10 protein-coding genes and 1 other annotated feature are annotated in these 13,295 nt (G+C 42.9%); of the genes, 6 read left to right on the plus strand and 4 right to left on the minus strand.

Annotation, left to right across the window (positions count from 1 at the left end; genetic code table 11):
- Positions 1–31: 31 nt before the first annotated feature.
- Positions 32–670, minus strand: coding sequence for a GNAT family N-acetyltransferase (locus tag AC1DVJ_RS10765; RefSeq protein WP_477590582.1), 639 nt, complete (start codon positions 668–670; stop codon positions 32–34).
- Between the two features lie 221 nt (positions 671–891).
- Between AC1DVJ_RS10765 and acsA the strand changes: the two genes are divergently transcribed.
- Positions 892–2,616: an acetate--CoA ligase gene (gene acsA, locus AC1DVJ_RS10770; RefSeq protein ID WP_477590584.1), complete on the plus strand. Its 1,725-nt coding sequence runs from the start codon at positions 892–894 to the stop codon at positions 2,614–2,616.
- A gap of 112 nt (positions 2,617–2,728) precedes the next feature.
- On the opposite strand, the gene AC1DVJ_RS10775 is transcribed toward acsA, so the two are convergent.
- The gene (locus tag AC1DVJ_RS10775) at positions 2,729–5,869 is read right to left on the minus strand and encodes a transglycosylase domain-containing protein (RefSeq protein WP_477590585.1); all 3,141 of its coding nucleotides are present in this window, start codon (positions 5,867–5,869) and stop codon (positions 2,729–2,731) included.
- A gap of 127 nt (positions 5,870–5,996) precedes the next feature.
- Positions 5,997–6,273 (plus strand) — a binding site (T-box leader).
- Positions 6,274–6,323: 50 nt separating this feature from the next.
- Between AC1DVJ_RS10775 and tyrS the strand changes: the two genes are divergently transcribed.
- Positions 6,324–7,583, plus strand: coding sequence for a tyrosine--tRNA ligase (tyrS, locus tag AC1DVJ_RS10780; protein ID WP_477590587.1), 1,260 nt, complete (start codon positions 6,324–6,326; stop codon positions 7,581–7,583).
- A 55-nt stretch (positions 7,584–7,638) separates the two neighbouring features.
- Here the strand turns inward: tyrS and rpsD are convergent, their stop codons facing one another.
- Positions 7,639–8,238, minus strand: coding sequence for a 30S ribosomal protein S4 (gene rpsD, locus AC1DVJ_RS10785; RefSeq protein ID WP_477590589.1), 600 nt, complete (start codon positions 8,236–8,238; stop codon positions 7,639–7,641).
- A 350-nt stretch (positions 8,239–8,588) separates the two neighbouring features.
- Here rpsD and AC1DVJ_RS10790 point away from each other — a divergent pair, with 350 nt between their 5' ends.
- The 4 genes from AC1DVJ_RS10790 to AC1DVJ_RS10805 all read left to right on the plus strand — a co-directional run bounded on the left by AC1DVJ_RS10790 (position 8,589) and on the right by AC1DVJ_RS10805 (position 12,187).
- A complete protein-coding gene (locus AC1DVJ_RS10790; RefSeq protein WP_477590590.1) occupies positions 8,589–10,574 on the plus strand; it encodes a diguanylate cyclase in 1,986 nt (661 codons plus the stop codon).
- A 154-nt stretch (positions 10,575–10,728) separates the two neighbouring features.
- The gene (locus AC1DVJ_RS10795; protein WP_477590592.1) at positions 10,729–11,412 is read left to right on the plus strand and encodes a TVP38/TMEM64 family protein; all 684 of its coding nucleotides are present in this window, start codon (positions 10,729–10,731) and stop codon (positions 11,410–11,412) included.
- Between the two features lie 115 nt (positions 11,413–11,527).
- Positions 11,528–11,776, plus strand: coding sequence for an HPr family phosphocarrier protein (locus tag AC1DVJ_RS10800; protein WP_477590593.1), 249 nt, complete (start codon positions 11,528–11,530; stop codon positions 11,774–11,776).
- Positions 11,777–11,899: 123 nt separating this feature from the next.
- Complete coding sequence (locus AC1DVJ_RS10805) at positions 11,900–12,187, plus strand: Fpa/YlaN family protein (RefSeq protein ID WP_477590595.1); 288 nt, start codon at positions 11,900–11,902, stop codon at positions 12,185–12,187.
- A 41-nt stretch (positions 12,188–12,228) separates the two neighbouring features.
- On the opposite strand, the gene cax is transcribed toward AC1DVJ_RS10805, so the two are convergent.
- A complete protein-coding gene (gene cax, locus AC1DVJ_RS10810; protein ID WP_477590597.1) occupies positions 12,229–13,275 on the minus strand; it encodes a calcium/proton exchanger in 1,047 nt (348 codons plus the stop codon).
- Positions 13,276–13,295: the final 20 nt, after the last annotated feature.

Genomic DNA, 13,295 nt, shown 5'->3' on the forward strand with positions numbered 1-13,295 from the left:
GAAGTACTGCTTTTGACTCTATCTTCTGGAGCTAATACATAAATCGCTGCTGAAAACGCACACGATCGAACTGCTCGATCGACGAGATGGGTACTTGCTTTCCGATTCTCACCATGAGACAGTTGGCGGGATGTGAGCATATTTCAGGATCATCGGTTGCGAACCAGATCATATCGACGCTTTTCATGAGCTTCTCCATCATTTGACGATATTCCCAAACCGTTAATTTACTGGTTTCTAAATCCCAATGCCAATAATATTCCGTTGTGAAGCAAATCACATTTTCCATTTGATCGCTTTCGAAAGCGAGCTGGATCATCTTTTTGCCTAAACCAATCGCTCTGTAATCATCAGCCACCTCAATGGCGCCGAGTTCAATTAAATCCTTCATATTACCCTGTGACCAGCGCTCAATTTCGTCTGCATAATGGAAAGTGACGTAGCCGACTATGGTAGAACCATCCCTAGCTAGAATGATCCGTCCTTCAGGTAATTGCGAAATCTCGATAAGTGCTTCGAGTTGTTCCTTAGGCCTGCGAAAAGCATCGAGCTTCATGTGCATCGTGAGATCTTGAAGTTTTTCAGGTGAAACGGGACCTTCAATTATGATTTCGGGTTGATCGGGAGCAGTGCGCAAGCTTTGTGAGTGGTAGATTTTGATATGCTGCATAATCTTGGCTCTCCTTCTAAAAAACAGCATGATGGGCGTTTCCTTTGCGAAGATTCATAGTATTTATATACCAAACTTTCCATGGAAATCATAGCAAAACTTAAACATAGGCGAAATATTATGAGTATGTTATAATAGAACATGTCAAAAATCGATCACATTTTGCTCGAATTCATCAGTAAAGTGAAAGCGGTTTATCTCGTGAGGAGGGTTTTACGTTCATGGATCAAATCAAAGATGAACTCATTAAATCAGTATCCCTAAATCCTAACATGGGAAATTACGAACAAACACATGCGACATTTGATTGGACAGACATCGAGAAGAGCTTTTCCTGGTACGAAACAGGTAAAGTGAATATGGCATATGAAGCCATTGACCGCCATGCAGAAGGCGCGAAGAAGGATAAAGTTGCTTTATATTACAGCGACAGTACGCGAGATGAAGCGATTACATTTGGACAAATGAAAGAAAGATCGAATCAGTTCGGTAATGTGCTTAGAGGACTTGGCATTGGAAAAGGCGAGAGAGTCTTCATTTTCATGCCGCGGACACCTGAACTGTATTATTCTTTACTTGGATCTCTCAAAGTAGGCGCGGTGGTTGGTCCTCTTTTTGAAGCATTCATGGAAACAGCTGTAAGAGACCGTTTGGACGATAGTGAAGCGGTTGCGATTGTTACGACACCTAGTCAGTTATCGCGTGTACCTTACAACGAGCTTCCGCACTTGAAGCATGTGATCCTCGTTGGGGAGAACATTGAGCTTGGTGAAGGGCAAGTTGATTACCACAAAGAAATGGCAAACGCTTCAACGGAGCTTGAAATCGAATGGTTGGACCGTGAGGATGGCTTAATTATTCATTATACATCCGGATCAACAGGGAAACCGAAAGGTGTATTCCACGTTCAAAATGCGATGCTGCAGCACTATTATACAGGTCAAATTGTTTTGGATTTAAAAGAAGATGACATCTATTGGTGTACGGCTGATCCAGGTTGGGTGACTGGGACGTCTTATGGGATCTTCGCTCCATGGTTGAATGGCGCGACGAATGTGATCCGCGGAGGACGCTTCAGTCCACAGGATTGGTACAATACACTTCAAAAATATAAAGTAACCGTATGGTACAGCGCGCCGACTGCATTCCGCATGTTGATGGGGGCTGGTGACGATGTTTCTGCTGGGTACGATTTGTCAGCGCTTCGCCACGTATTGAGCGTTGGAGAGCCGTTAAATCCAGAAGTTGTTAGATGGGGAATGAAGGTCTACAACCAACGAATTCACGATACTTGGTGGATGACGGAGACAGGTGGACAGTTGATTTGTAACTATCCATCGATGACGATTAAACCAGGCTCTATGGGTCGTCCAATTCCGGGCGTTGAGGCTGCAATTATTGATGATGCTGGGAATGTTCTGCCTCCGAATCGGATGGGGAACCTTGCCATCAAAACACCATGGCCATCGATGATGCGTAAAATTTGGAATAACCCATCCAAATATGAAGAGTACTTCCGTTTGACAGGCTGGTACGTTTCTGGGGATTCCGCTTATCAAGACGAGGAGGGCTACTTCTGGTTCCAAGGTCGTGTTGATGACGTTATTAACACGGCAGGTGAGCGTGTAGGTCCATTCGAAGTGGAGAGCAAGCTTGTTGAGCACCCAGCCGTTGCAGAAGCAGGGGTAATTGGGAAACCTGATCCGATGCGTGGCGAAATCATCAAAGCGTTTATCGCTTTGCGTGAAGGCTATGTTGCTTCAGATGAACTGAAAGCTGAAATTTCTAAGTTCGTGAAGGAAGGGCTTTCTGCCCATGCTGCACCGCGTGAAATTGAATTCAAAGATAAACTGCCTAAAACGCGCAGTGGGAAGATCATGCGCCGTGTACTTAAAGCGTGGGAGCTTAACCTACCGACGGGTGACTTATCAACTATTGAAGATTAATTGGCTTAATCCCAAAGCTTTCTCCGCACCTCTCGTGGTGTAGAGAAAGCTTTTTTTATGTAACAGTGGATAAACAAAAGAACCTGGCCGCAGCCAGGTTCTTCAACATCTTTTATTTATTATAAGCGATTGTGGCAGAGAATTTAGACTCTCCGGCTTCATTGGTGGCTGTTATTTTGTAATAACCATTATATGCTGCCGCGAAGTAATGATACTCTGTTCCATTCGCAACGGTACCTAACTTTGTATAGGTGCCTTTTTCTTTATCGCTGTAATACACAATGTATTGCTTAACTTTGTCTTTGGCTTCGTTCGCTTTCCAAGAGAGGATTAACGAAGCGCCGTCTGCTTTCGCTTTAATGCCCGTTGGTGCAGCAGGTGCATCTTTCGAAATCGGCTTGCCAGTGCCAGTGCTGCCCGTTCCGCCATTCGGTGTCCCTGGTGAAGGGGACGTAAGCCCTGGCAGTGGATTGCCATTGCTATCGACACCTGGAATTAGCAAGGAATCTAGGGTACTTCCATCTGTATAAGAGGAACGGCTTGGCAGAGATTCTTTGCCTGCTACATCTACTGCAGTAACGTAGTACCCTGTTATAGCTGCCGTTTGAAGTTGGTCAACAAACTTCGCTTCAGCACCTGTTAGCACGACTTTTCCACCCATGAGCTGAAACTTTCCTTGGTTATCCGAACGATAAATGCGATAGCCAACGATATCTGCATCCGTGTTCGGCTGGAAAGTAATCGTCGCCGTGTCACCTGACTTGACCGTCACGACGTTGCTTGGTGCTGGTGGTACTTTCCCATCATCAACCCTTGGGTCCGCATCGGCTGGTGCATCTACGTCATAATCAGATGGCTTATAGAATTCGATTGGCTTTCGGGTTTTCTCTGGCAGCTTTTGCATAACCTCATCGATTTCTTTTAATAATTGGGTGATTGATTTTTGTCGTTTGATCACGACCTTTTCTTGCACGAAATCAGCAGGAGTAGTCTCTTGAGCTATGTAATTAAGCCCATTTAACGAACTGATTTTCATCTTTACCATGACATTATCTGTTTGCGTTGGTAAGTACTTTTTGTTGAAAATGTCAGTCACTAGTTTATCTGGACTTGTCGTTAATTCACTAGGCAACATACCAGATAAGTTGGAGACTGTTGCTGAAACGATTCCATCAGGCTTAGCAAATGTTTTGTTCGGGAAAAGGTCTGGTTTTTGTTCGATCGTTTTGTTCAAGATGAGAGCCCAGACATCTTTGGCATGATTGGTTTGACCTGTTTTGGACGAAAGTTTATTAATCGGTTGATCATAACCAATCCACACACCCACCGTGATATCAGGGGTAAAGCCCATAAACCATGCATCAGCATCATCTTGAGTGGAACCTGTTTTTCCTGAGATTTCGATTTTTCCATACGATTTAAATTTTTTCATAAGATCAGCAGCTGTGCCTTGGCTGGCATTACTGATGACCGTTTTCAGCATATCCGTAATGAGATAAGCAGTTTGCGGTGAGTACACCGTTTGTGGTTTTTGTTCATGTGCATAAATCGTTTTGCCATTCGAATCTTTAATTTCACGGATTAAGTAAGGTGCATTAAACACGCCTTTATTCGGAATGGAGGAATACGCCCCTGCTATTTCCTTGACAGAGGTACCTCGGCTCAAACCGCCAATAACGCCTGTTTGTGCTGCATTGTCTTCTTTGGTAAGTGATGTAATACCGAGCTTCTTAGCAAAGTCCCATGCTTGCGTAATGCCAACTTTATTGAGAAACACATCGATGGCGGGGATGTTATAGGATTGATTCAATGCGCGTCGAGCCGTCATCAGGCCATGGAACTTATGATCCCAGTTCTCAGGAAGATGGAAGCCTTTAACGCCGTCTTTTAGAATAATCGGAATATCATCCACGATGCTCGCAGGTTGCAAGACACCTTTTTCAAGAGCTGGAATGTAAGCTGCAATTGGCTTCATCGTTGATCCAGGCTGTCTGTAAGCTTGGGTCGCATGATTCAGCTGTTCATCGAAAAAGTCTCGGCCTTCAATCATACCTTTGATTGCACCCGTTTTAGAGTCAATCATAATGGCTCCAACTTGCTCGATGCCGCCTTTTTTCTCATCCGTTGGCGCGAAATTCTTCTCATTGCTTGAAATTTCATGCATCGAATCATAAATGGTTTTATCAATAGTCGTGTAAATTTGATACCCGCCTCTTAATAGCTGTGTATGTATGCTTTTGAGAGCTTCATTATAAGCGGTTTGATTCGTCTTCGGATCAAGCCCGGGCTGCTGAATCTTCAATAAGATTTCTGCTGCTTCCTGTTCGGTTTCGATCATCAGATAAGGGTAGGTTGTGTACGCTTTTTGAGCTGCTGAAGGCATCGATGCTTTTAGATCGAATTTCAAAGCATCTTGATATTGATCACTTGTAATTTTGTTTTCTTCCATCATCCGCTTCAATACTAACTGCTGTCGTGATACCGCTTTTTTGTAGCCTTCTTCATCGAAAGATGGCTTACTTGTAAATGCCGAGTATTGCGAAGGGGATTGTGGTAATCCAGCTAAATACGCGGCTTGCGCGATGTTCAATTTGTCCAAATCATCAATGTTGAATAGGCCTTTGGCGGCGGCTTTAATGCCATATAGATTATAGCCAGTTGCTCCGTTGCCATAAGGGATTTTGTTTAAGTACGCAAGTAAAATTTCATCCTTCGACATGATACGTTCCATCCGAAGTGCAAGCAGCAATTCTCTTGCTTTTCGACCGTCATCACGATCTAGTGTAAGAAAAACGCGTCTTGCTAGCTGCTGTGTGATTGTACTGCCGCCGGTTTGCACATCTTCATTAAGAAGCTTCTGCGTGACCGCACGGTAGAGTCCGCGAAAATCGATGCCGCGATGAATGTAGAAATCCTTGTCCTCAATTGAGAGGACTGCGTCTAACAGGGATTGCGGGATGTCGGCAAGCTGTGCAAGACGTCGATCTTCTTCTGTTCGTAATTGTCCAATGACAGCATCGTCATTGAAATAGGCGAATCCCGTGATCGCATTCTCTTGCATTTGCTGGCGAATCGCTTCTTCGCTGCGTATCGGATCTTTCTTAACAAGTGCACTGACGTATCCGAAAGCGGCGGATCCACCTAGCAGGCCAGCCAAAAAGACACAGATAATGGCCCATTTTAAGGTAATTCCAGTTACTTTTAGTGTCATTCTAACCCAGGGGCGATTCCATTTCGCGAAAAAATTGCGCATAAGTTCCAATATCCTCCTTACATGAACCCTAATAGTATACCATAACTGCACCTTTTGCGGTAATGCTGATGGGAGAAAGGTTCAGTTCAAGGTTTGACAAGCATCAGAATCCTGTGTTATAACAAGAACAAATGCGTTGATGGATCAGCAGTAGGTAGCTTGTGGATGCTTTCAGAGAGCCGGTGGAGGGTGCGAACCGGTACCTGCAGGTTAGTGAATTACGGTCTTGAGCAGTAAATGGGAACCTGCAGGAATGTGCCTGCACAAGTAGTATTTACCGATTAAACCCCGTTATCGGTTCTTGAGTGAAAATAGCATGCCGTGCCTACGACTTTCGTTATAGATGTACGTAAATGCTGTTTTAATTAGGGTGGTACCGCGAGTCAAGTCTTCTCGTCCCTTTGGGATATGAAGGCTTTTTTTGTTTTTATTTCATAACAAAGGATGGTTGAACATGAGTATTCTGAAGGATTTAGAGTTTCGTGGGTTGCTGCATCAAATTACGGATCGAGAAGGTTTGGACAAAAAGCTTAACGAAGAGCGCGTTGTCCTGTATTGCGGCTTTGATCCGACAGCGGATAGCTTGCATATCGGCAGTCTGCTGCCTATTTTAACCTTGAGACGATTTCAGCTTGCTGGACATATTCCATTAGCGTTAGTAGGCGGTGGGACGGGTCTAATTGGTGATCCTAGTGGTAAGGCGAATGAACGTACTTTGAATGGGCCAGAGGTTGTTGAAGCATGGTCGCAAAGTATCAAAAATCAGCTTTCTCGTTTTCTTGATTTCTCAACTGAAATTGAAAATAGTGCCGAGCTGGTGAACAATTACGATTGGTTAGGCTCCCTAAATGTGATTGAATTCCTACGTGATGTGGGCAAAAACTTTACAGTGAACTACATGTTGGCTAAGGATTCCGTGGATTCACGTATTACCAAAGGGATTTCGTTTACCGAATTCAGCTACATGATTCTGCAATCCTATGATTTCTTGAAGTTAAATGAAACGAAGAACTGTTCCGTACAAATTGGTGGAAGCGATCAATGGGGGAATATTACGGCAGGACTTGAGCTCATTGGAAAATCAACGGATCGACGCGCCTTCGGTGTGACGTTACCGCTAGTTACGAAGAGTGATGGTCAGAAGTTTGGTAAAACAGAAGGCGGAGCGATTTGGCTAGATGCAACCAAAACATCACCTTACCAGTTCTACCAATTTTGGTTAGGAACAGCGGATAATGATGTAATTCGTTTCTTGAAATATTTCACTTTTGAAACCCATGAAGAAATTGAGCGACTAGAAGCTGAAGTACAGAATGAGCCAGGGAAAAGAGAAGCACAGAAAGTCTTAGCTCGTGAAGTGACGAAGTTAGTGCATGGGGGGGAAGCCTTAGAGAGTGCGCTTAATATCACTTCTGCTCTGTTCAGTGGAGATATTCAGTCTCTATCACGTACAGAAATTGAAGAAGCTTTCAAGGATGTACCTTCAACAACTTTAGAGCAAGATGACGTCGCTTTAATTGATCTGCTAATTTCTGTAGGTGCTGCGCCATCCAAACGTCAGGCACGTCAAGATATTGAAAGCGGTGCTGTGACTGTGAATGGAGTTAAAGTGACGGAGCTTGAAGCGGCGACGAAGCAATTAGGCAGACTTGGAGATTCGTATCTCATTATTCGCCGCGGCAAAAAGAATTACTTCCTAGTCAAATTTGCTTAACCTATAAAGTAAAAAAATAACCCMCTTAGGGAATTCCCTAAGGGGGTTGCTTTTATTAACGGCTATAGAACTCGACGATTTGTTTTTCGTCAATTTCTTGTGGAAGCTCGGAACGTTCTGGTAGACGGATGTATTTACCTTCTACGCTTGCGTCGTTAAACTCAAGGTAAGTTGGAAGGTAGTTACGGTTAGCAAGAGCTTCTTTCACTGTGGAAAGGCCTTTGCTTCTTTCACGAAGTGAAATCACATCACCAAGGGATACAAGGTAAGAAGCGATATCAACTTTTTTGCCGTTCACAGTTACGTGACCGTGAGCAACGAGTTGACGTGCACCTGCACGGGAGTTGGAAAGACCAAGACGGTAAACCAAGTTGTCTAGGCGGCTTTCAAGCAATACCATGAAGTTCTCACCAGCAATACCTTTAAGCTTGGAAGCTTTGTCGAACAAGTTGCGGAATTGTTTTTCGTTCAAACCGTACATGTGACGAAGCTTTTGCTTCTCATTCAATTGTACGMCGTAACCGCTCATTTTTTTACGTTGTCCTGGGCCATGTTGACCTGGAGGGAATGGGCGTTTCAAGTCTTTACCGTTACCGCTCAAGGAAATACCAACACGACGGCTTAATTTAAATTTAGGTCCTGTATAACGTGACATTTAGGAAAAACTCCTTCTCATGACAATTAGTTTAGTAAATAGCATCTAGATGTCAGGGTGAAGACAAGTGCCCGATTTTGCTAATGAATCATAATGTGATTCCCTGTCAAGAGAGTTCAGCCGCTGTCTTGTCAGGAGCAAAAGCAGTGAGGGTGATCACAAATGGCATTCACCGAAATCATGGTGTTACTCGACTTCTAATTTTATTAAAAACAGGACCAAGTGTCAAGTCTCTCTCTGTCCCAATGAGAGGAAAATATCGTGCAATAGATGAAAAAAAATAGTATGATAGAATAAAGTAGTTTTAAATTGGTGCTTCAGGACTATTGTTAGTGAGTGAAGGAGAGCCTATGAGTGAACTTCGCAGTATACAAAAGCATAGTCGAGCAGAACACTTTGACGTGTTTCTTCGGCAAGGCTTTATACTTTCTGGCAACTTTTCTTACGAGGGTTTGCAAGTAAACCCAATTTTGCACCATGCCTTTGAAAACTGGAATCAGCAATTCGGCCCCAACATGCTGCCACCACAAACGGCTATGTTGTGCGCTAATGAGCATCTATCTGTGATCGATTCTTGTTCGAATGACACGCCTTCGATTGACAATTACCTGCAACCAGGTTTCTCATGGAAGGCTGCAGATCGTGTTGATAATCCGCTTTCTCGCTGTGAAAGTTCAGGTCATTTACAATTGCTGAATGGCGATGAATGGCATCTGCGAGAGTTGAAAGCATATCTGATTGCGGTTACGCCTGTTTTGGACAATCATGGCAAGGTTCAATTTTATTTAGGTCTTTTTACCCAATCTCGCATAAATATGAAAGATTTAGCACAATTGCTATACAGTCTTGCACTTTCCTTTCAGAGCTCCATTCTCCATGTGGAGGAACGCAGGAAGTTTGATCGCTTAAATAACCTTCACCATTTGAAGGAAATGGAATCTAAGAAGCATGTAATTCTTTTCGAAGCTTCTAAGAAGCTTCTCGCGAAGATTGATGTTCATTCTGTGTTGACAGAAGTCATTGAGTGCATGGGGCGTGTATATCCCAACACGCGAGTTGATTTATTACTCTCGCAAGATAATGATTCTACGAATTTATCTGTGAAGCCTTTGAATTTCCAACGGACTGAGTCGGATATTCGAACACGAGCTTTCATGGAAGGTCAAGTTATTTTTGAGCCGACCACAATAGGAAGCGCTTCGAGTTCAGGGAACATTGCGGCACCTTTATCAGGGAAGYAGGGCGTTTATGGTGTTCTGTACATGGAGTTTACGGATGAATTGATCGATTCATCAGATTTGCAATTTATTTCGCTGTTGGCTGACTCAGCTGGCACGGCATTTGAAAATGCGAAACTATACGAACAATCCAATCTCATGATTAATGAACTGCGACTCATTAATGAAATTACGAAGCAGCTTAATCAAAGTTTACGTCTAAATGAGATTTTCAATTCAGCTTCGAGCGAAATTTTAAGCATATTTGGTGCTGACTATAGCTGTATCCTTCAAAGCTCCAAAGAAAGTGATCAATTAATTGTTCAGGCGACCAATTTACCGGCCATGTTTCATGAGACATGTACGCTTGACCAAGGATTTTCAGGGCTGATCTATTCGTCTAAGGAACCGATTATTATATCCGATTATTGGAGTAATGATAAAGTAAACTCAAGCTTGATGCAACGAACGAATTCGCGCTCACTCATTGGATCACCTATCCTTGTGAACGGCAGCGTAGAGGGCGTCATCCTCATTGTGCATCGTTTACCCAACTTCTTCTCATATGACAACTATAAGCTTTTACAGGTGCTTTCAAGCCATATTGGACTGGCAATGACGAACGCCTCCTTACATGCAGAAGTGAAGCGAATGGTCATTACAGATAATCTAACGGGGCTATATGCTAGGCATTATTTKGATGAACAGGCTAATTTGATGCAGAAAAAAGATTTCTGCGGGTCCCTAATTGTTGTGGATATAGATAATTTCAAGAAGGTAAATGACACTTTTGGTCATCAAATCGGTGATAAGATTCTAATCCATGTCAGCCAGATCATTAAGTCCATTATTAGAGACATGGATATCGCGGCTAGATGGGGCGGAGAGGAGCTTGCTGTCTATTTGCCTCAAGTGTCCAAGGACCGGGCAATTCGGATTGCTGAACGGATTCGCAGGCGTGTGATGGAGGAGACACATCCACAAGTTACTGTATCCTGCGGTGTATCGGATTGGAATTGGGAAGAAGATAAAATTAGTGTGGAATCACTTTTTTACCGAGCAGATATGGCACTTTATCAGGCCAAACATAATGGCCGCAATCAAATTCAAATCGGTTGACGCATATTAAGTGCTTGTCTTCGGACAAGTACTTTTTTCATTCTTATGACTGGGCGAAGTGGAGAATTGGATAGGATAACGATCACTTGTTTGCTCTTCCTGAACCTGTTGTTACATGATACAATGATTTGGTCTAAGGGAGGTTGGTCGAATTTTGTCGGCATTAAAAAGTAAACGTACAGGTTTGATCATTTGTATTTTCATTGTGCTCGTTGGCATACTTTATTTCTTCTTCTATAATCCTGTAGGCATCAAACTTGCACATAGTAACATGCGGCAATTGTCCGAACATTTAAGAGACATTGGCTGGTCTGGTAAAATAATTGGCATGAGTTTGATTTTCTTTCAAACATTCTTCCCGTTTATTCCGTTCGTTCTTGTAGCGGGTACGAATGTTGCGATATTTGGGATTAAAATGGGTTTTCTTGTGAACTATGTGATGTCGTGTTTAGGCGCTATTGTTTCCTTCTATTTTGCACGTTATTATGGACATGATTGGGTAGAAAAAAAATTACAGCGGTTTCCGTTAGTTACGCAATTTAGCAAACGAATGGAGAGACACGGCTTCTTCTATGTATTAATTGGACGTCTGATTCCGATTCTGCCGTCTTCTGCAATTAACTTCGCCGCGGGCCTAACACGTATGAAATTTCGTCATTTCCTGTGGGGGACGTTACTTGGTAAGTTTCCAATCGTGTTCCTGGAGTCGATGATCGCTCATGATTTATTTCATTTTCAGAGGTATAAAGGTAGATTGCTCTTTTTACTTGGCATCTTAGTTTTGTTATTGATCCTTGGAAATAGTGTGAAAAGGGCGCTTGCGCCAAAGATAAAATAAAGAGCTTACATGGAGAATGCAGRAAATTTTCTAGTTGCTTTCCCTTCCTATTCCAAGTTATCATAGAGGAAGCAATACGACCAACTCATTTGTGACTATATTGGAGGAATGAAATATGCCAAGTGCTAATAATGCAGCAATTGTTGAGATTTCCCAAACAGCGAATAAATTCAGATCATCCATCGTTCTTCAATACGACAATAAGTATATCGATGTAAAAAGTATCCTTGGATTGTTTACGACACTACTTAGCTCCAGTAACTATGATTTGCATGTTCATGGACCAGATGCCGAAGAAGCGAAAGCAGCAATGGCTGAAGTATTCACAAAGCATAATTTGGGTGTAAACGTCGTTCAAGATTAGATTTGAAACAAGAGAAGGTATTCTCAGAATCTCTGAGGGTACCTTCTCTTGTATATTACGGCAATTTCGCTTAATATAGATCATATAAGGACGGATGACTTTGCGTATAGGGGGAAGTTGGGAATGTCTTCATCTGATTTATTGCTCGATATGAATCAAAAGGCGCTTAATCTTCTTCAAGAAGATGCAGATAAAATCGAAAAGCTGATCGAAGTACAGATGGAAAACTTGACGACACGTCAATGTCCACTTTACKAAGAGGTATTAGATACGCAAATGTACGGACTATCGAGGGAAATTGATTTTGCTATTCGGGCGGGACTGATCTCCGAATTGCCAGGTAAACAAATTCTCAATAAGCTTGAACGTAATCTTGCGCAGCTGTATGAAGCGTTGAACAATAAAAAGTAACCCCGAGGGGTTACTTTTTTTGTTTATTCCGGTATTTTCAGTTAAACGAGAAAGAATACAACACCGAGGATGATGTAGACGAACAGGAGAAGTAGTCCTTCATACCAGTTCGTTGATCCATCTTGTGTGATGGACTTCGTGATGAACACCGCGACTCCAATTGCTGCGATCTCATAAGTGGTAAAGACAATATTCATTGGTGTACCACTGATGAAGAAACTCAGAATGATAAGCACAGGTGCGACGAATAAGGCGATTTGCAATGAGCTTCCAATCGCAATTTCAACGGCTGCACCCATTTTATTTTTCATGGCCATCAGGACAGCAGCACTATGCTCAGCCGCGTTGCCGATAATGGCAATAAGGAATGCACCGACAAATAGATCGGATAACCCAAATTTATCTTTTACTTCCTCTAATGTTCCAACTAGCCATTCACTCGTAAAGGCAACCATAACAGTCGCCACGATGAGGAAAAGAATGGAGATCCCTTTGGACCAAGCAGCCTCACCATGTTCAATGGCTTCATCGGAAAGTACATTTTTGTGAGTGACCATGGAGAAGAATAACCAGAGTAGGTAAGCTACAATTAGGATAATAGCTACAATCAGACTCATGGAGGATGTTTCATTGGTTGTCAAACCGCCGGCGAATATAGCAGGGATGAAGAGGGCTACAACACCAAGAATCATCAGTGATGAATTGTGAGAAGCCAATTTAACATTAAAGGATTGTTCTTTGAACTTTAACCCACCTGCGAATAGGCTGAGCCCAAGTACAAGTAATAAATTTCCGATGATGGCACCAGTAAGACTGGCTTTGACAACTTCGAATAGCCCATCTCGGACTAAGAAGAAAGCAATAATGAGCTCTGCTGCATTCCCGAAGGTCGCATTAAGGAAGCCACCCATGCGGTCTCCTGCATAGTGAGCAACACTTTCGGTCGCTTTGCCTAAAAACCCAGCCACGAAAACGATTGCTACACAAGCGATAACGAATTGTAATGTTGTATTAAGGTGCAAGTAATGTGTGATGCCGGCTGCTACGAAAGAGAATAGCAACCCTATGTAGAACAATTTTCCTTTCAATGGGAACCCTCCGACTCTAA

This window comes from Paenibacillus sp. P4_A9 (assembly GCF_056402415.1).